This window comes from Desulfocurvibacter africanus subsp. africanus DSM 2603 (genome assembly GCF_000422545.1).
GTDB classification, from domain to species: domain Bacteria; phylum Desulfobacterota; class Desulfovibrionia; order Desulfovibrionales; family Desulfovibrionaceae; genus Desulfocurvibacter; species Desulfocurvibacter africanus.
In genome coordinates this window covers 243,395-262,985 of sequence record NZ_KE383874.1, presented here as the reverse complement: position 1 = coordinate 262,985, position 19,591 = coordinate 243,395, and the positions used below count along the sequence as shown (strand labels likewise).

Here is a 19,591-nt window from a genome sequence, read left to right as displayed (position 1 = left end):
TCTACACGCCCCGGCGGGCCATACGACTGGAGCAGATCCAAAACGGCTACGGCCATGTGGCTTCGTCCGTATACGACGAGCCTGCGGACCTGACCACGGTGGAGGTCGCGGGGTGTGCCGTGGACGCGGGGCTCTCGAGCATCGAGTACGGCCAGCCGACGGACAACGATCCGGCCCTGCTGGCGGCCACGGATGCCGAGACCCAGGCCAAGGCCAATGCAACCAAGGCCCTTACTCCTGCCAGCCTGGCAGCGCTGGGGGCATCGGAGACATTCGCCGGGCTGGTCGAGCTGGCCACGGATGCCGAGACCCAGGCCGGCACGGAGGGCTCGCGGGCAGTCACGCCGGCGGGCCTCGCGGCAACGATCGCACCTGTCAGCGCGCGCGGAGTTCCTTCCGGGGCCATCTCGTTTTTTGCCTGCTCCACGGCGCCTGAAGGCTGGCTCGCCTGCAATGGCCAAGTCGTCTCTCGCGAGACGTATGCTGCGCTGTTCACGGCTATAGGGACGCAATTCGGTGCCGGCGACGGAAGCACGACATTCAAACTGCCCGACCTGCGCGGCGAGTTTGCCCGTGGCTGGGACAACGGGCGCGGCGTGGATAGCGGGCGCACCTTCGGCAGCGTGCAGGCCGATGCGACCAGAAGCCATGCGCATTCCTACGCTGTAGCCGTTGCTGCGTATAAGGGCGGCATCGATAACGGCCGTTCCGGCTATGCGACAAACAATCAGTCGAGCACGACGGGCGCAACGGGCGGAGCAGAGACTCGCCCTCGCAACGTGGCCCTGCTGGCATGCATCAAAGCCTAGGTCGCGGCTTGTATATTCCCTGAAGATCGCAAGGAGCAGTCGATGAGCCAAGAATATCAGAAGCCCATGCCCGGCGTAACACCCATGGGCCAGTTGTACGGGCTCTTGGGCGCGAGCCTGGATACGCTGCGCTCGCAGTTCTCGGGCGCGAGCTTTCCGGACAGCCCCCTGGTCGGGCAGCCGTGCTTTCGCACGGACCGGGAATCCGGCGTGCTCTACGTGTACACGGGCAACCCGGAGCTTGGCGAGGCCGGCTGGGTGGACTACGCCCTGGCCTCGCTGGCCCTCTCGAATCTCAAGCACGAGCTGGGCGAGGCTCGGGGCAGCGCCCCGAGCCTGAAGGCCCGGCTGAACGTGGCGCTCAATGACGACGGCACGCTCAAGGGCGATGCCCCGGCAGGCGACTGGTGGACGGCCGAGGCCGACGCCCTGGCCATGCTGGACGAGACGCATTTCAGCGTGGCCGGCGACAAGCGGGGCATCTACACGCCCCGGCGGGCCATACGGCTGGAGCAGATCCAAAACGGCTACGGCCATGTGGCTTCGTCCGTATACGACGAGCCTGCGGACCTGACCGCGGTGGAGGTCGCGGGGTGTGTCGTGGACGCGGGGCTCTCGAGCGTCGAGTACGGGCAGCCGACAGAGAATAATCCGCTCTATCCGAGCATAACAGGGGCCCATGTGGGCCTGCCGGCCTTTGCCGACGGGCAGCCTGGCGAGCTTCTGCGGCTCAAGGCCGACAAGAGCGGCTTCGAGTTTTACCGTTCTCCCGGCGGCCTGTCCGTGGTCCGGCAGGCCGTGGTCGCGGCCCGCGAGGACGCGGACGGCTACCCGGACTACCTGCTCCACCTGCGCCCGCTGCCGATCAACACTCTGACCGGCTACGACAGCGGGTTAGTCAAGGTTTCGCCCAGCGCCGAGTATGACACCTCGTCCTGGGCCGGCTGGAAGATCCTGGACGGCTTCGCCAGCGGCACAAGCGGCGGCTGGCTGACCCCGGCCAATACGCCCAACGGCCATGTGGATATTGATTTCCATGCGCCGCAGAGCGTCCAAGGTATCGGCTACACGCATATTGACGACAGCAGCAGCACGTATCAGCCGCGGCGGATCCAACTCCTCGGCTGGGACGAAGAGCTGTCGGCCTGGGACACGCTGCACGACAGCGGGCAGCGCACAATCGTGGCCGGCGGCAACTCCTACAACTACGAAGAGCGCTATTGGTTCGCCAACACCAAGCGCTACCGCAAGTTCCGCATCAACTGTATAGGCTCCTTTGCAGCCAGTCAGTATGTCGGTCTACGGCAGGTGCGCCTGTTCGGCGGCGTCGAGCACTCCGACCTCGCCCTCGGCCGCGTGCGCCTGCACGGTTCCGATGCTTGGCCGGCGATCCTCGCAGCGGCTGCCGGCTATGACGAGAACGACAACCTGGACTACAAGACCACGCGCCGGGCGCCGTGGGACTTGCCCGAGGGGCTCCTGGCCGAGGCCAGCCGCAACTACATTTACGCGGACTATGACGAGGCGGCCAGGACTTGGGGCCTGACGGCCTCGACCAAGCGGGTGCACTACACGCCCAGGGCCGACGTCGAGCGCATGTGCCGGCAATTGCTGCGCGCCGACAGCCTGCCGCTCGGCGCCATGGCCGACCTGAAGTGGCGCGAGGACTCCCCCTGGGGCGTGCTCATGGATGTCGACCCGTCCTCTCCAGTCCAGGTCTCGGGAGACTTACCCTACTGGGGCGGCCAGAAATCCTTCTATTTCGCCAAACGAGTGCAGGACTACATCTATCTTAGTGATGCGCAATACACTCTGCCCGTGCCCGTATCGAGGCCGCTCAAGGTCGATTTCTGCCTCGAGTGGGACATGCGCCCGCTGTGGACGAGCGAAGCGGCCTGGTACTGTATCCTTGATACGTACAATGGCAGCGGCATCCGGCTGTACTACAGGCCGGACAAGCGGGCCTTCCACCTTATCCCCAACGTGGGACAGCACAGGTTCATGTGGATGACCGACGACCTGTCCGGCGCATGGCACCATGTCTCGCTCAGCAGGCGCGGTAAGTGGTGGCATCTGCACGTCGACGGCAAGTGCCTCGGCAGCTTCGAGTACGATACGAATATCAAGGCCTCCGGTGGCTACGTCATGTGGGGGCGCGACGCCGAAGGCAGCTATCCCTACTACGGCTACATGAACAACATGCGCTACATCGTCGGCGACAGCGTCTACCAGGGCCGGGATTACGAGGTCTTCCAGGCGGTCCCCGGCAGCATGGCGCACGGCACGCAGCGTTTCGACCGTCAGGAGGGCGTCATGTACGCCTATAACCAGATCACACAGGAGTGGGAGCGCAGGGTGCGCCTGGCGCTCGGGCATGTCGACACGAAGAAGAAGCGGCACATCTTCTCCGACCTCGGTCCGGGCATGGAGAGTGCCACGACAAACCGGGTAATCGACCAGATAGAGCTGCTGACCAGCGCAGTCTACAGCGGCAAGGTCATGCCGCACGCCTTCTATCCGCTTGCCAACGCGGGAACTGCGGCCATGACCGTAAGTGACGCATTGGACGTGGAGGTTGTCTACAGCTTTGCCGAGCCATTCGTGCTGGACGAGTACTGGTTTCTGGCCACGTCCTACGGGTCCGACTACAGGGCCAAACATTGGACCTGGTACGGTTCAAACGACAAGGCCAACTGGACGCAGCTCGACGCGCGCGACGACCAGCTCGGCGGCTATCACAGCACGCTGGCCAGCAACGACCAAGAGGAGGAGCGCAAGTACACGCTGAGCAACACCACGGCCTACAAGCACTACAAGCTCGTACTGCGCAAGAAGGGCGTCACGACGTACCAGTGCTGGCGGCTCGTGCTGTTCGATGCCGCGACAAAGCACATCCCGGTCATTGAGACCGTGCAGTCCTACGTCATCGGCGACAGGCTGACCTATCCGCCGTTCAAGGCCGTGCTGAACACGGAATACTCGCTCAAGACGCCCTTCGGCGGTTGGCCCGTGGTCATCGAGGGCGAGCTGCAGGGCCGGGACAAGTACTGGAGACGCAAGGCCGGAGAGCTGTCTGGATGGTACAGCACCAGTCATGCCGTAAACGGTGAGTTCTTCATGCAGCGTAGCGAGGAAGAGGTCATCATGAAAACCGGAAACAACCAGCTTTCACTGTATAATGGTACAGCCTATGACACTGAAAGTGAGAACTACACCGAGGCCATCTACTACCTGACTTCAAAGAGGGCATAGCATGCGCACGATGCAGACATATCTTGGCAATGACGGCGCGACCTACTGCGGATTCGAGCCACGCGAACTGAGTGATAGGCCGATCCCTGAGCGGCCATCGCCGGGCCACGCCTGGAGCCCGGTCGAGGACGCTTGGACCTTGGATTTGGAGCGACTGGCCGCGGCCGTGCGCGCGGAGCGCAACCACAAACTGCGCGAATCCGACCCCCTGGCCCTGCCGGATTATCCGCACGCGGACGAAACCGTGCGCCAGACTTGGCAGGATTACCGGCAGGCTTTGCGGGATTTGCCGGGGCAGGAGGGCTTCCCGTTGGATGTGACTTGGCCGGAGAAGCCTGGCGAATAAAGATTGGTAGGCTGACGGCACGGCTGCGTACGTCGTTACGTCCTTGCGGTTCTAGCAGTTACGGATCTCGGCCGGACCGAGCGCTGCTTTAGTCATGGTTGACGCCATGCCCGCCTGCCCTCTGGCGGCCGAGAGATCCCGCCCACGAAGCGCTCAGCGAGGCGGCCCCTGCGGGCCGCCTCTTCCATTATTCCCGCTCTCCCGCCCACACCCGCCTTGTCATCTTCCCGCATGCCCCCGCCATAGCGCGCATATCCTGCACCGCGCCATCCCGCCTTTTCGTCCCCCCGGTTATCTTGGGCCTGTCCGAGCGTACCCGTGGGCGCCGGAACCTTGGCAGGTGGACGGCATGGAGGCAGGCAAGCCGATGCCGCCCGCAGGCGCCGAGAAGGCCGAGGTGAACCAGCGCCCGGCAGCGGAGGTGACAGCCCGCTGGCCGGGCGCTGCTCCCTGCAGGGGAGCAAGCCGGCTTTGGATGGCCGAGGCCGAGGCGTGGGGCTGCAAGGCACTGAAAAGCGAACGGAAGGAGCCATGATGAGCCAGCAATCAGGACACACCGAGGACGACAGGGCGCAGAGGCGCCTGGACGCGCTGGAGCGCATGGTCCTGCGCCAGCAGGAGTCGCTGGACCGGCATGCCAGCCTCATCCATAGGCTCAGGCTGGAGCTGCATCTGCAAAAACTTAAGGCCGGCGGGGATGACGAGCGCTGGCCCGCGACGGATGGCTATCGCTGAGCGCAGCAGGGCCATGGACCTGCGCCGGGATAGAGCATTTTGCTTTTGAAAATGCTCTGCAAGCCATGCGTCGGCATGGCTTGCCGCTGCGGAGGCGTAGGCGCAATTCACTTGCGCCGTCAACGCCGGAGCGGGCGTCTTAAAAGCAATCTGCTCTAGCCGAAGCCGGGCGGCTCAAGGGCAACTCACCTTCACAACGGGATCGACATGGACGCAAGCAAGGTCACATACATCGTTATCCACTGCGCGGACACGCCGCCCGAGCTGGACATCGGCGCGGCCGAGATCGACCGCTGGCACAAGCAGAACGGCTGGGACGGTATCGGCTACCACTACGTCATACGGCGCTCCGGCGTGATCGAGTCGGGCCGACCGCTGGACATCAACGCGGCGCCGGGCTGGCAGACCGTGACCGGCGCGCATGTGGCCGGCATGAACTCCCGGGCCATCGGCATCTGCCTCGTGGGCGGCAGGCACGGCAAGCCCGATTTCAGCGGCCAGCAGCGGGAGAGCCTGTGGCTCCTGGTGGAGACCCTGAAACGTATCGCACCTGAAGCCGAGGTCGTCGGACACCGTGACCTGGACAAGGGCAAGACCTGCCCCGGCTTCGATGTGCGGGCCTGGTGGGCGAACAGGGGGCAACATGGGGTTGGGTAGCTGGCTGGGAATCGGCAAGGAGGCGGGCGAGGCCATGGCCAAGCCTGTGGAGGCCATCGGCAACACGCTCGACGCCCTGTTCACCAGCGACGACGAGCGGCTGACCCGCCAGGAGGCCCTGGAGCGTCTGCGCGGGCTCCCGGCCCTGGGGCAGATCGAACTGGCCAAGATCGAGGCCGCCCACCGCACGCTGTTCGTGGCGGGCTGGCGTCCGGCCATCGGCTGGGTCTGCGCCGCGGCGCTGGCCACTTACTACCTGCCGCAGTTCCTGACCGCCTCCGGCGTGTGGGTCTACCTGTGTCTCAAGGTCATCTACGGGTCCACGGACCTGACCGGCATCGTCCTGCCGGCCTATCCGATCGGCGCGATCTCCGGGCTCATGGAGCTGGTGCTCGGGATGCTCGGCCTGGGCACGCTGCGCACGTTTGAAAAGCTTGGAGGCAAGGCCAAGTGAGCGCCGACGATATCGCCAACCTGTGGAGCGCGATCAAGGAGCTGCGCGTGGGTCAGACCGACATGGGGCGCGTGCTGGCACGCATCGAGATGTTGCTGTCCGAGCGCTGTTCGACCAGGGCCCACATGCATCAGTCCCTGGCCGATCAGGTGCAGGCCCTGGCTTTGCGCCTGACGGCGCTGGAGCGCGCCCAGGTGCGCACGTCGGTCATCGTGGGCATCGGCTCGGCGCTCGCGTCCGCGGTGGCCATGGCGGTTGTCGGCGCCCTGGTGCGCGGATGGATGAGGTAAGCATGGCTGCCCGCAAGCACGCCGAGGTCCTGCGCGAGCACCGCCGGGACGCCGCCCGCCTGCGCAAGGTCGGCCGGCTGCTGCTGGACAGGCTGGAGGACGTGCTCGCCTCGGCCGGGCCGAGCCAGGACCTGGGGCCGGGTGATCTCAAGAGCCTGGCCCGCACGCACTACGAGGCCGCGTCGAGCCTGCACAAGGCCATCGCGCTTGAGCGCCAGGCCTGCAATATCGACGACGGAGAAGGCGCCGGGGGCATGATCAAGCTGCCCGGCCTGACCATCCTCATTACCGGCCCCGACGGACCCGACGGTTCAGAAGGGCCGGACGGACAAAACGGACCGGACGGACAGGACGCAGTACAGGACGTCACGGATGCAGGCGAGCGGGACTAAGACCCTTCGGCTGCACCCGCGTCAGGGCGTAGCCTACCGGACCAGGGCCACCGAAGTCCTGTACGGGGGCAGTGCCGGAGGCGGCAAGTCGCATCTCATGCGCGTGGCCGCGCTGTCCTGGTGTTTCGCCGTGCCGGGCTTGCAGGTCTACATCTTCCGGCGCCTGTCCGACGACCTGTGGAAGAACCACATGCAGGGCCCGGCCTCGTTCCCGGTCCTGCTTGCCGAGTGGCTGCAGGCCGGCTTCGTCAAGATCAACTCGGGCAAGAACTTCATCGCCTTCGGTAACGGTCCCGCGGGCGGCTTCGACGGCGGCAGCAAGATATTCCTGTGCCACTGCCAGTACGAGCGGGACGTGTTCAAGTATCAGGGCGCGGAGATCCACGTGCTGCTCATGGACGAGCTGACCCACTTCACCGAGAGCCAGTACCGCTTTCTGCGCGGCCGCGTGCGCCTGGCCGGCCTCCAGATCCCCGAGCGCTGGCAGGGCTTCTTCCCGCGCATCCTGTGCGGCTCCAATCCGGGCGGCGTGGGCCACGGCTGGGTCAAGCACACCTTTGAGCCGTCCAGGCCGGAGTCCCGGAAAGCAAGGGAGATGCTGAAAAGTGAAGGCAGCCTGGTTCGACAGTTCATCCCGGCCAGGCTCGAAGACAATCCGAGCCTGATGGAAAGTGACCCCGGCTATGAAGCCCGGCTTGAGGGCCTGGGTTCTCCCGAGCTGGTCAAGGCCATGCGCTTTGGTGACTGGGAGGTGTTCGTGGGCCAGGCCTTCCCTGAATTTTCCGTGCGCACGCACGTCATTCCGCCGTGCATGCCGCCCGAGAATGCCCAGGTCCACACGACCTTCGACTGGGGCTTCGGCAAGCCCTTTTCCTGGGGCTGGTGGTTCGTGGACAACGACGGCCGCGTGATCCGCTTCGCCGAGTGGTACGGCTGGAACGGCCAGCCCGACCAGGGGCTGCGGCTCATCGACTCCGAGATCGCCCGAGAGATCATAAGGCGCGAGCGGGATATGAACCTGCAGGAGCGCATGATCATCCGCCTTGCCGGCCATGACTGCTTCGCCAGGCGCCCGGATTTCCAGGGCGGCGGCCAGGGCAAGTCCACGGCCGAGATCTTTGCCGAGCACGGCCTGTTCCTGACCAAGGGCGACTCGACCCGACACCTCAAGATCAGGGCTTTTCGCGAGCGCATCAGGTCCACGGGCGATGGCACAAACAGCAGGCCCATGCTGCTCGTCGGCTCCAACTGCACGGAATTCATCCGCACGATCCCGGCGCTTGTCACGGACCCGGCCAACCCCGAGGACATCGACAGCAAGGGCGAGGACCACGTGTGGGACGAGGCCTGCCACATCGTGATGGCCCGCCCGATGGCCGCAAGGCAGAGCGGCCCGGCAGCGGTCAACGCCTATGCTCGGCGCATCGACCGGCTCGAATCCGGCCTGTCCTGCGAAGGCGACCGATTTGAACGCGAAATGACCCGGGCCTTTGGCCGCGAGCCCAGCCCCTGGGCGCGCGCCGAAATGGGCGAGGTGCTGGATGACTCCAGTCCCTGCTGAGGCGAGCCGTGCACGAATTTCAGGGGATAAGCCCGGGGAGGCAGCCATGAGTTTGCGGCTGGAGGATTTGCCCGTGGAGCTGCTGCGCGAGCTGGTGGCCAGGGTCCGGCAGGCCGTGGACTATTCGCCGCGCGACGGCGTGACCTGCCCGCTGTGCCGCACTGGCCGCCGGCCCGGCCAGGACATGGGCGTGATCAAGACCATGGCCTGGCACGGCTCGCTGCGCGAGCGTTATCATGCCTGCCGCGTGTGCGGCCACAGGTTCAAGAGCGTGCAGAGCTGCTGACTTGCCTGCGCCGGAAGGCTGTTCCCGGCCAAGACAAAAGAGAGCGGCCCGACATGAGCATGCCGGGCCGCTGTACGTTCAATTCGAGGTATTGGTTCAGCCCGCGCGTCTTGGCCTGCGCAGCCGGGCCAGGACCGCAGGCACCAGGAGCAGCAGCCATTCCAGGCCGAGTGGGTCGTAACCGGCCGAGGGGTTGAAGGCGCAGCCGCCGCCTGAACCACTTGATGCTCCATCAGCGTCGCCATCGGAATCACCTCCGGTATCAGAATTCCAGATGCCGCCCTGGCCCAGAACAAAGGGGTCACGGATGAGTCCGGCTATTGGATCAAGGTCAAACCGTGGATCATCATCCTGGATGATGAAGCGAACCTCGTAGATGTTCCCCGGATCCAAGATCTCGGCGGAAGCCATGGGCACCCCGGCGCTGTCACGCATCCACCAGGTGCCCGAAGGAGAGGCTGCGTTGCCCGAGGCGGCGAAGGAGAACGCACGACTTGTGCCGTCGTACCGGAGTTTGGCCAAGGTCAGCCCGCCCACAGTCCCGGACAGACCTTTGATCCGACAGGTGAAGATGATCTTGCGGCCTGGATAGTCTGTCTTTGCCGTGAATTCGCGCACGGTCGTAAGCGGGGTGAAGCCCTCCGGGGTCGAGTACCTTGAGCGCAGGTATTCGGTCGTGCGCGCCTTGGCCACAACCTGATAAAAGGTGACCTTTGCTCCGCTGGGAAGGGTCTCGGCCGGAAGCGCGTCCACTGTTGTCGTGCCATCGTAGTGTAGGATAGTGCCGTACCCCCCCACGGCATAGACGTCATTCTCCGAGCTACCCCAAACGGCAGTCAAGGTATAATGCGTGCCGGGGCGCATGGCAGACCAGGAGCGGCCGTCATAGTGCAGGATGGTGCCGCTAGAGTCACTTCCATTGAAAAAGTTCCCAACGGCGAAGACATCATTCCCTGAGCTGCCCCAGATACCGCAAAGGGCATCGCTCGTGCCAGAGTCCATGGCCGACCAGTAATAACCGTCATAGTGCACAATGGCCCCGGCATTTCCTACGGCGAAAACGTCGTTTTTCGAGCTGCCCCATATGCTGTCAAGTGTGTTCAAAGTACCGGCCCCGATGACAGTCCAGAATCCATCGTAATTGTGCAGCATGGTGCCGTATTCACCTACAGCGAAGATATCATCCTCGGAGCTGCCCCAGATGCCATAGAGCGTTCTGGAAGTTCCGGAAGCCATGGCCGACCAATTGGTGCCGTCAAAACGCAGAATAGTTCCGCTAATGCCCACAACGAATACATTGGCACCAGAAGTACCCCAAACGCCCTGATAGTCACGCCACATGCTCGACGGCGCTCTCGACCAAGTGGTACCATTATAGTGCAGCCTATCCAGGTCATAATAACCCACGGCGAAGACATCATCCTTGGCGCTGCTCCAAACGCCAGTGAGATCGCTGTACGTGCCGGAAGTCATGATCGACCAGTTTGCTCCGTCATAGTGCAGGATGGTGCCATTATCCCCCACGGAGAAAATGTCATCACCGGCGCTGCCCCAGATGCTTCTGAGCTTTTCGCCCAGTACGGAAGAAGCCACGCTCGACCAGGATCCGCCGTCGTAGTGCTGTATTGCCCCACCCGCGCCCACGGCGAAGACATCGTCTACGGCACTGCCCCAGGCCGAGGACAGGGCGCAGTCTTCGCCAGAGTCCATCGGTGTCCAGGAGTGCCCGTCATAATGCAGGATGATGCCGCTTCCGACCGCGAAGACATCATCCCTGGCGCTGCCCCAGACGCCTGTGAGCAGAATGCCCGTGCCCGAAGTCATTGGGGACCAGGAACGGCCGTCGTAGTGCAGGATGGTGCCGTCGCCTCCAACGGCGAAGACATCATCCCAGGCGCTGCCCCAGACGCCTTGGAGAGAGGAATCCGTGCCGGAGCTCATGCCCAACCAGGTTGCACCGTCAAAATGCAGGATGATGCCATGATCCACCGCAGCTTGGTCATTATACCCTACGACGAAGGCATCATTGGCAGAACTGCCCCAGACACCAGATAATCTTCCGTCATAGTTGGATGGTATGGGAATCACCGACCATGTGCTGCCAGCATAGTGCAGGAGGATGCCGTAAAAGGAATAGCCGCTATATCCCCCACCCACGACGAAGATATCACCTCCAGCGCTGCCCCAAACATTAAAGAGAGACAAATTCGTGCCGGATCTCATGATCGACCAAGATATGCCATCGTAGTGCAGGATGGTGCCACTGGCTCCGACCGCAAATACATTATCTCCGGCAATGCCCCAAACGCCGTACAGATCCTTGTCCGTGCCGGAGTTCATGGCTGACCAGGAGTGCCCGTCATAGTGCAGAATGGTGCCGCCATTCCCCACGGCGAAGACATCCTCCCGCGAACGCCCCCAGATTCCCTTGAGGTCGTATTCCGTGAAACCTTTGGGATAGACGCGCTCCCAGGCCTGGGCAGACGATGAGCTTAAAAGCAGGATCAGGACAAGTAGCCCCAGATGAAGTCGCATGCGTCTCCCCAAAGATGCCTGCCATGCGGATGCTGTGGTGTAAGCACCTGACGGATTTTTCAGCGCGTGAATCCCATGCTGCATCTGACCGCTACTCAATATCACATTTAGCCATATCCGATCAACGTATGTGCTAGTACCTATCTGGAGAGCCTTGAGCATGCTTCAGGGCTCAAGCAACTGATACTCCATCGATTAACCTTGTCACGCCAGTATGCGTCGATGAGTCCCTTGTCCGAAACCCACATGCCGCCGATCTTCCTGGCCGGGAAGCCCCGCGCCTTCACGAGTGTGAGGATCGTCGCGTCGTGATGCCTGGCATGTGCCGCGATCTCGTCCATGCCGCGCAGGGTCGTGCATTCCTTCCCGCCATCACCACAACGAAAGCGTCCCGGCATGCTCATGCCGGGACGTTCATCGATGAAGACGTGCTTAACTTAATCGTCTCCTTGGCCTGCGCAGCCGGGCCAGGACCGCAGGCACCAGGAGCAGCAGCCATTCCAGGCCGAGTGGGTCGTAACCGGCCGAGGGGTTGAAGGCGCAGCCGCCTCCGCCACCTCCGCCGCCCGAGCCCCCTCCGTCCCCGCCGCCTGTACTTTCGGTCACCGTGACCGTCACTGTGTCACTGTCCGTCAATCCGCCGGGATCCCTCACGGTGAGGGTAAAGGACAGAGTTATAGCCTGATCGGGCGCGGTGAAGCGTGGTTGGGCCGTGTTGGCACCCGTGAGCGACACTCCTGTTCCGCCGATCTGGGCCCAGGAGTAAATCAGGGCGTCGCCGTTGGGGTCGGAGCTTGCTCTGCCGTCAAGAGCCACGGTTGCGCCTGTGGCAACGCTCCGGTCGGCCCCGGCGTTGGCCACGGGTGGATACGGCGTGTAGGTCGTGTTCACGATCACGTTCACCGTGTCCGAACTCGACAACCCGCCTGGATCAGTGACCGTGAGGATGAAGGTCAGGGTTGTGGCCATAGCGGGCGCGGTGAAACTTGGCTGGGCCGTATTGGCGCCCGTGAGCAACACTCCTGTTCCGCTGGCCTGGGTCCAGGAGAAGGTCAGGCTGTCGCCGTTGGGATCGGAGCTTGCTCTGCCGTCGAGGAACACGGCAGCGCCCACGAGAACGGCTTTATCGGGGCCTGCATTGGCTACGGGCGGATAGTCGATGTGTGCCGTGTTCACGATCACGTTCACCGTATCCGAACTCGTCAACCCGCCTGGATCAGTGACCGTCAAGGTGAAGGTCAGGGTTGTGCCCCTGCTGGGCGCGGTGAAGCGTGGCTGGGCCGTGTTGGCGCCCGTGAGCGACACGCTTGCTCCGCTGATCTGAATCCAGGAATAGGTCAGGACGCCGCCGTCGGGGTCCGAGCTGGCCCTGCCGTCGAGAGTCACCGTCGCGCCAGGAGCCACGGTCTGGTCTGCCCCGGTGTTGGCTGTGGGCTGCCTGTTGACGTTGCGCACCGTAACCGTGACCGTATCCGTGGTGCTTCGGCCGTCCGCGGCCCTGACCGTGAGTTGAAAGGTCAAGACCTGCGTGTCCGTGTCGAGTTGCGGGGCAATAAAGCGCGGGCTGGCCGTATTCGCGCCCGTGAGCATTACATCCGGTCCGGAGAGCTTGGTCCAGGTGCAGCTCAATGGTAGGCCAGGGGGATCGCTGCTTGCCGTGCCGTTCAGGGTCACGTTCGTGCCTTCGTCCACAGTTTTGTCCGGGCCTGCCTCGGCTATGATTTCGTGCAGTACCAGGACTGGGATCGTGGTGCTCTGCCTGCTCGTGGTGCCGCCTCCCGGCACATCCTCGGTGAACGTCACCGTGTACAGACCGGGCGTGTCGAAAGTGTGGCTTGGCGTCGCGTCGCTGCTGGTTTGGCCGTCGCCGAAGTCCCAGCTCGCCGCCGAGGCTAGCGGCGTGTGAAAGGAAAGAAACGCTACGCTCAGCGGTGCTTCACCTTGGGCGCCATGCGGGAAGATGGCCAGACTCGCGTCGAAAGAGCCGTTTCCATCGGGTCCCACCACCCGCACCGGCCTGGTCCTATCTGCTGTGCCCCCGTCGCCCAGCTCCCCGCTACTATTGTCTCCCCAGGCCCACAGCGTGCCGTCCTCGGCCAAGGCCATGCTACTGCTGGCACCCGCGGTCACGGCCGTGAAGCGGGCTGGCAGGGCTGGCTGGCCGGGCTGGCTCTCGGTGACCTGCACCGAATAAACCCTGTCGATCTCGGTCCCGTCGCCCAGTTGGCCTTCGTAGTTATTCCCCCAGGCCCTCAGCGTGCCGTTCTCGAGCAGGGCCAGAGAATGGGCACTACCCGCAGCCACGGCCGCGATGGGCCCTGGCACATGTGTATAGATGGGCTGGTAGATTATGGCCGGGCTATATTCGCCCAGTTGGCCGTGGGCGTTATCCCCCCAGCCCCACAGCTTGCCGTCCTCGGCCAGGGCCAGGCAGTGGATGGCACCCGCTGCTATGGCTTTGAAGCGCGTGGGCAGAGCAGGTTCGCCTGGCTTGCTCTGGATGATCTTCCTTGGTCTGAGCCTCTCGAACACGGTTCCGTCGCCCAGTTGGCCTGAGTTGTTCTTTCCCCAGTTCCAGATCGAGCCGTCCTCGGCCAGGGCCATGGAAAAGCTTCCACTTGCGGCCACGGCCACAAAGCGCGCCGGCAGAGCAGGCTGGTCGTCATCGCTTCGGCTGATATGCACCAGCCCAACGGACTTGGTCCCGTCGCCAAGCTGGCCGTGGTAATTATACCCCCAGGCCCACAGCGTGCCATCCTCGGCCAGAGCCAGCGTATGGTCAAAGCCGACGGACATGGCCTTGAAGGGCGGGAGAGACGATTGGATCCGCACCGGTTTCATTCTACCGCCCCAGCCCCAGCTCCAAAGCGAGCCATCCTCGGCCAAGGCCATGGAACAGTCAACATCCGCAGCCACGGCCTTGAAGCGCGCCGGCAGGGGGTCCTCGCCGGCGTTGCTTTCGGTGACCTGTGCTGGCTTGTTCCTTTGGGTCGTGGTCCCGTCGCCCAACTGGCCTCTGTTATTGTATCCCCAGGTCCAAAGTGTTCCATCCGCCCGCAGGACGATAGTGTAACTCGGGCCGCCGCCGATTTTCTGCGCCATGCTCGGGCACGGCCAAGCCATGAGCACAAGCAGAAGCAGGGACATAAAGCAGCGCAGCACGATTTTCCCCCGCGGTACCGGTTCAGCGTGAAGATGGCGCAGGTCTATAGCCTGCGCCGATATCTGGCTTGATCAAAAGAACGCGCTACCCTATTCATGACGCAATAATCTGTAAAGCTGTATTTACAATATGTTGCAACGTATAACGCATCGCCGTGGCAGTTGTTCATGTATCCCCAGGCCGTGCACTGAATGACGTGTTCCTTATCAATCGGCAGAGTAGGTGATTATCCATTCAGCGACCGCCCACACCGAGCGTCAAGGCCAATTGAATGAAACAAGAGCGGCCCGACATGTCCATGCCGGGCCGCGTTGCGTTCAATTTCTAGTTTGGGTTCAGCCCGCGCGCTTCATCTTGCGCAGTCGGACGAGCAGCATGGCCGCGAGGAGCAGCAGCCACTCTAGGCCGGCCGGGTCGAAGCCGGCCGAGGGATCGAAGGCGCAGCCGCCTCCGCCTCCTCCGCCGCCCGAGCCGCCGGCATCAACGCCGCCGCCCGAACCGCCGGTAACGTCGTCCCCACCGGTATCGCCGCCCGAGCCGCCGCTATCGTCGCCGCCAGGGCTGTCTTGCAGCGTAATCGTCAGCGAATCGCTGGAGGATCTGCCCACGCTGTTGCTGACGGTGAGGGTGAAGCTCAGGGTTTCGTCCGCGCCGCCCACCTCTGGCGCAGTGAAGGAAGCCGTGGCTTTGTCCGCATCGATCAGGGCCACGGGTGTCCCTGCGCTCTGCGCCCAGGCCCAGGCCGTGATGCTCCCCTCGCCGGCCTCGCTGGCCGAGCCGTCCAGGCTCACGGCCGCGCCCCCGGCCACGGTCCGGTCGTCTCCGGCGCGGGCAACGGGTGCCTTGGGCTGGTTGGTGACCGTCACGTCGAGCGAGTCGCTGGCCGTGATGCCCTGGCTGTTGGTGATTGTCAGCGTGAAGGTCAGCTTCGCGCCGGCGGCGTCGACCTGCGGCGCGCTGAAGAACGGCTTTGGCGTTCCCGCGGAGTCGAGCTGCACGCTCGGGCCGTCGGTCTGGACCCAGGACCAGGGGATGGCCCCGGAGGCATCGGAGCTGCCGCTGCCGTCGAGGGTGACCTTGGCGCCTTCGGGCACGGTCTGGTCGGGGCCTGCCTTGGCAACGGGCCGCGAGTAGAGGTTCTCGTACCAGGCGATCTTATTCTCCATCAGCGCTGCCGAGAGCACGTCCAGGTCGCCGTCGTTGTCCAGGTCGGCCGCGAATACGGAACAGGCGCCGTACAGGCTGGTGGCGATGACCTGCTGCCGGCCCAACGCGCCCAGGCCGTCGGTGTTCTCCTGCCAGAAGATCGTGCCTTGGCCGGAATCCGGTGCTGTAGAGGCCGCGAGCACATCCATGTCGCCGTCGTTGTCCAGATCCACCTGGAACACACTCGCGGCGCCGTCCTCGGCGCTGTATATGACCTGCCGCGGGCCGAACGCGCCCTTGCCGTCCGTGTTCGCGTGCCAGGCAATGCTGCCGTCGGCATATCCGGCCGCGAGCACGTCCGGGTCGCCGTCATTGTCCAGATCCAGCACGAACACGGACCAGGAGCCGTCCGCCGCGGTGTTGATGGTCTGCCGGAATTCGAATGAACCTTGGCCGTCGGTGTTCGCGTACCAGACGATCGTGCCGTCATCGATGGAGGCCGCGAGCACATCCAGGTCGCCGTCATTGTCCAGGTCCTCCGCGAACAAGGACCAGTAGCCTGCCGCTACGGGACCTATCTCCTGCCGCGCGCCGAGTGTGCCGTCCTCGTTTGCGTACCAGGCGATCGTTCCGTCGGCATACTCGATTGAGAGCACATCCGGTTCGTCGTCGTTGTTCAGGTCAGCCCTGACCACGGAGGGTGCGTATTCCCAGGGCGCGTCGATCACTTGTTGCGAACCGAACCTGTCCGAGCCGCCCGTGTTCTCGAACCAGACGAGCCTGTTGGGCAGGCCGAGCGATGTCGCGAGCACGTCCAGGTCGTTGTCGTTGTCCATATCCGCGGCGAACACGTACTCGGGGAAGTACATGCCGGAGCTTGCGATCGGGTGCTCGCTGAAGAGGAGATTGTGCGCTGCTTCGAGCTCGGGGACAGACGACAGCAGCAGGCCGAGGGTGACCAGGATCGGGCGCAGGCGGGCAGGCATACAATTCTCCCTGTGTTGTCGGCTCGCCGCATGGGCATCACGGCGCACTGCCGGCATGTGGCCGCAGGCACGATCCGTCCATGCGGCAGAGAAAACTGAATTGTATATGCTTAACCCTGTTTATACGCAATCAAAATGGTGTATGCGCACGCGCACGAACTCTTCATGCGCATGGTCTGCCATGTCTTTGCCCTGCCAGGGCCGGCCTGCCGCGTCGCCTTGGCCGGCATCGGCCGGCCGGCGCGTCCATGGCCAGTTATCAAGGCCAGGTTGATCTTGCGGAGAGGAGGGGTACCGGATGGGTAGTGGGGGGCAAAAGAAAAGCGGCCCGGCAGAAGTCTGCCGGGCCGCTGTGCGTTCAGCCTTTTACTTTGGTTCAGCTCGCGCGTCGTGGCCTGCGCAGCCCGACCAGGGCCAGGGTCGCCAGGAGCAGCAGCCAGTCCATGCCCAGGCCCTCGCCGGCCGAGGGATCAAAGGCGCAGCCTCCGCCTCCGCCTCCGCCTCCGCCGCTGTCCTCCTTGGGCGGACTCCAGTCGCCGCCCGTGCCCAGCACGAAGGGGTCGCGGATGGTGCCCGAGGCCATGTCGAGGTCGAAGCGGGAGTCGTTGTCCTGGATGATGAAGCGGAATTCGTAGATGTCGGCCGGGTCCAGGGACTGGGCTCCGGCCATGGGGCTGCCGGCGCTGTCCAGCATCCACCACGTGCCCGAGGGCGAATCCACATCGCCCGAGGCATCGAAGGTGAACGCTCGGCGCGTGCCGTTGTACATGAGCTTGGCCAGGACCAGTCCGCCGACGGTCCCGGACAGCCCCTTGACCCGGCAGGAGAACACGACCTTGCCGCCAGGTACGGATGTCGCGGCCGTGAACTCGCGCACGCTGGTGAACGGCGTGAAGCCGGTGGGTGTTGCATACGTGCTGCGCAGGTATGCGTCCGTGCGTTCGTTGACCACGGTCTGGTAGAAGGTGACCTGCGCGCCGCCCGGCTGGGACGCGGGCGGAAGCGCTTCGACCTTTGTCGTACCATCGTAGTGCAGAATGGTGCCGTAAACGCCAACGACAAAGACGTCGCTGCCGGAACTGCCCCAGACACTGTAGAGTTGCTGCTTCGTGCCGGAGTTCATGGCGGACCATGTGCCGCCGGGATTGCCATTGTAGTGCAGGATGGTGCCGTCATCACCGACGGCGAAGACGTCGCTGCCCGAGCTGCCCCAGACGCCGTAGAGATTGTCGCTCGTGCCGGAGATCATGGGAGACCAGGCAGTGCCGTCGTAGTGCAGGATGGTGCCGCTATGGCCCACGGCGAAGACATCGCTGGCCGAGCTGCCCCAGACGCCAATGAGCAAATAGCTCGTGCCGGAGGTCATGGCAGACCAGGCAGCGCCGTTGTAGCGCAGGATGGTGCCGGAACTGCCAACGGCGAAGACGTCGTTGGCCGCGCTGCCCCAGACGCCCCACAGAGACGCACTCACCCCGAAGGCCGTGTCCGACCAGGTGGTGCCATCATAGCGCCAGATTGAGCCCTTGGAGGATTTGATTCCAACGGCGTAGATATTGTTTGCCGAGCTGCCCCAGACGCCCTCAAACTGCTCGCCCGTGCCCGTGGTGTAGGTGTCCCAGGAAGAGCCGCCGTAGTGCGCGATGTAGCCGTTATGGCCTACGGCGAAAACGTCGTCTTCCGAGCTGCCCCATATTTCACCAAGCCTAGGGCTCCCGCTGATGGCCTGGGAAGACCAGGCGCTGCCATCGTAGCGCAGGATGGTGCCGCGAGAACTAACGGCAAGGACGTTGCTGCCCGAACTGCCCCAGACGCCCTGCATAAGCCCAACCATGCCGGGGCTCATGGCCTGCCAGTCGCTGCCGTCCCAGTGCAGGATGATGCCGTCGGCGCCCACGGCGAATATGTCGTTTTCCGCGCTGCCCCAGACGCCATAGAGATGCTTGCCCGTGCCGGGGGACATGTCGGACCATGTGCCATCTTTGTAGCGCAGGATGGTGCTGGTGGAAGAGCCCCCTCCCACGGCGAAGACGTCGCCTCCCGGGCTTGCCCAGACGCCGTAGAGCCATGAGCCCGTGCCGGAAGCCATGCCAGACCACGTGCTGCCGTTGTAGTGCCGGAGGGTGCCGCTCATTTCAACGCAGACGAAGACGTCGTTGCCCGAGCTGCCCCAGATGCTTCTAAGAGTCGAGGTCGTGCCGGAAGCCATGCCAGACCACGTGCTGCCGTTGTAGCGCCGGATGGTGCCGCTGTTGCCCACGGCAAAAACGTCGCTGCCCGAACTGCCCCAGATGCCTTTGAGAGTCTCAGTCGTGCCGGAGGTCATGGCCGACCAGGCAGTGCCATTGCAGCGCAGGATGGTGCCGCTGGAACCTACGGCAAAGACGTTGCTGCCCGAGCTGCCCCAGACGCCGTAGAGAGTCTGGCTCGTGCCCGAGGTCATGGCCGACCAGCCCCTGCCATTGTAGCGCAGGATGGTGCCGCCGGAACCGACGGCAAAGACGCTGCTGGCCGAGCTGCCCCAGACGCCATAGAGAGGCTGGCTCGTGCCGGAGTTCATGGCCGACCAGGACAGGCCGTCGTAGTGCAGGATGGTGCCGTTATAACCTACGGCAAAGACGTCGCTGCCCGAGTTGCCCCAGACGGCATTGATGGTGCTGGTGGAAAGCCCGTTGGGTTGAACAAGGTCCCAGGCCTTGGCCGGCGCCGGGAGCAGGGCCAGGGCGATAAGGGCGATAAGGGCGAGACAGCGCCGCATGATCTCCTTCCCGGCAGGCCTGGGGGACAAAGGGGACAATGGCCAGGCCTTGGGCCAGGGCGGGGTCGTGTGTGCAACGCACATCTGCTTGCGGAACTGCATAGCCAACGAAAGCTCTTTTGGAGCAGATTGTTTTAAGACGCCTGCTCCGGCGTTGACGGCGCAAGTGAATTGCGCCTGCGCGCGGCGGCAAGCCATGCCGACGAATGGCTTGCAGAGCATTT

General features: G+C 64.0%; 14 protein-coding genes. 10 read left to right on the top strand and 4 right to left on the bottom strand.

All coding sequences use genetic code 11. From position 1 onward, the window contains the following. The 10 genes from H585_RS23790 to H585_RS0120610 form a co-directional block, all read left to right on the top strand. Positions 1-809 (top strand): tail fiber protein (locus tag H585_RS23790; protein ID WP_244432678.1); only part of this gene is annotated, 809 nt, incomplete at its 5' end. Between the two features lie 42 nt (positions 810-851). After that, positions 852-4,061: a LamG domain-containing protein gene (locus tag H585_RS0120655; protein ID WP_027369243.1), complete on the top strand. Its 3,210-nt coding sequence runs from the start codon at positions 852-854 to the stop codon at positions 4,059-4,061. A 1-nt stretch (position 4,062) separates the two neighbouring features. Next, positions 4,063-4,407, top strand: coding sequence for a tail fiber assembly protein (locus H585_RS22315; RefSeq protein ID WP_051183262.1), 345 nt, complete (start codon positions 4,063-4,065; stop codon positions 4,405-4,407). 534 nt (positions 4,408-4,941) lie between these two features. Continuing rightward, entirely contained in the window at positions 4,942-5,142 is a 201-nt protein-coding gene (locus tag H585_RS0120640; RefSeq protein ID WP_027369241.1) for a hypothetical protein, read from the top strand. A gap of 207 nt (positions 5,143-5,349) precedes the next feature. After that, positions 5,350-5,799, top strand: a complete 450-nt coding sequence (locus tag H585_RS0120635) for an N-acetylmuramoyl-L-alanine amidase (protein ID WP_027369240.1) — start codon at positions 5,350-5,352, stop codon at positions 5,797-5,799. Then, positions 5,786-6,253 (top strand): 3TM-type holin, encoded by a 468-nt coding sequence (locus H585_RS0120630; protein ID WP_051183260.1) that lies wholly within the window; start codon positions 5,786-5,788, stop codon positions 6,251-6,253. Before H585_RS0120635 ends, H585_RS0120630 begins: the two co-directional genes overlap by 14 nt. After that, positions 6,250-6,543, top strand: coding sequence for a hypothetical protein (locus H585_RS0120625; RefSeq protein ID WP_014261403.1), 294 nt, complete (start codon positions 6,250-6,252; stop codon positions 6,541-6,543). Before H585_RS0120630 ends, H585_RS0120625 begins: the two co-directional genes overlap by 4 nt. A gap of 2 nt (positions 6,544-6,545) precedes the next feature. Beyond that, positions 6,546-6,935 carry a hypothetical protein gene (locus H585_RS0120620; RefSeq protein ID WP_027369238.1) on the top strand — a complete coding sequence of 130 codons (390 nt, stop codon included), beginning with the start codon at positions 6,546-6,548 and terminating at the stop codon, positions 6,933-6,935. After that, positions 6,916-8,496 carry a terminase family protein gene (locus H585_RS22000; RefSeq protein WP_081678732.1) on the top strand — a complete coding sequence of 527 codons (1,581 nt, stop codon included), beginning with the start codon at positions 6,916-6,918 and terminating at the stop codon, positions 8,494-8,496. The genes H585_RS0120620 and H585_RS22000 overlap by 20 nt, the downstream gene beginning before the upstream one ends. Before the next feature lie 46 nt (positions 8,497-8,542). Then, the gene (locus H585_RS0120610; RefSeq protein ID WP_014261400.1) at positions 8,543-8,782 is read left to right on the top strand and encodes a hypothetical protein; all 240 of its coding nucleotides are present in this window, start codon (positions 8,543-8,545) and stop codon (positions 8,780-8,782) included. A 96-nt stretch (positions 8,783-8,878) separates the two neighbouring features. On the opposite strand, the gene H585_RS21995 is transcribed toward H585_RS0120610, so the two are convergent. The 4 genes from H585_RS21995 to H585_RS0120580 all read right to left on the bottom strand — a co-directional run bounded on the left by H585_RS21995 (position 8,879) and on the right by H585_RS0120580 (position 19,367). Next, entirely contained in the window at positions 8,879-11,317 is a 2,439-nt protein-coding gene (locus tag H585_RS21995; protein WP_034628636.1) for a sialidase family protein, read from the bottom strand. Between the two features lie 432 nt (positions 11,318-11,749). Next, positions 11,750-14,479 carry an RCC1 domain-containing protein gene (locus H585_RS22310; RefSeq protein ID WP_051183257.1) on the bottom strand — a complete coding sequence of 910 codons (2,730 nt, stop codon included), beginning with the start codon at positions 14,477-14,479 and terminating at the stop codon, positions 11,750-11,752. Between the two features lie 336 nt (positions 14,480-14,815). Beyond that, positions 14,816-16,612 carry an FG-GAP repeat domain-containing protein gene (locus H585_RS0120585; RefSeq protein WP_027369237.1) on the bottom strand — a complete coding sequence of 599 codons (1,797 nt, stop codon included), beginning with the start codon at positions 16,610-16,612 and terminating at the stop codon, positions 14,816-14,818. 376 nt (positions 16,613-16,988) lie between these two features. Then, positions 16,989-19,367, bottom strand: a complete 2,379-nt coding sequence (locus tag H585_RS0120580) for a beta propeller repeat protein (RefSeq protein WP_027369236.1) — start codon at positions 19,365-19,367, stop codon at positions 16,989-16,991. Positions 19,368-19,591 lie beyond the last annotated feature (224 nt).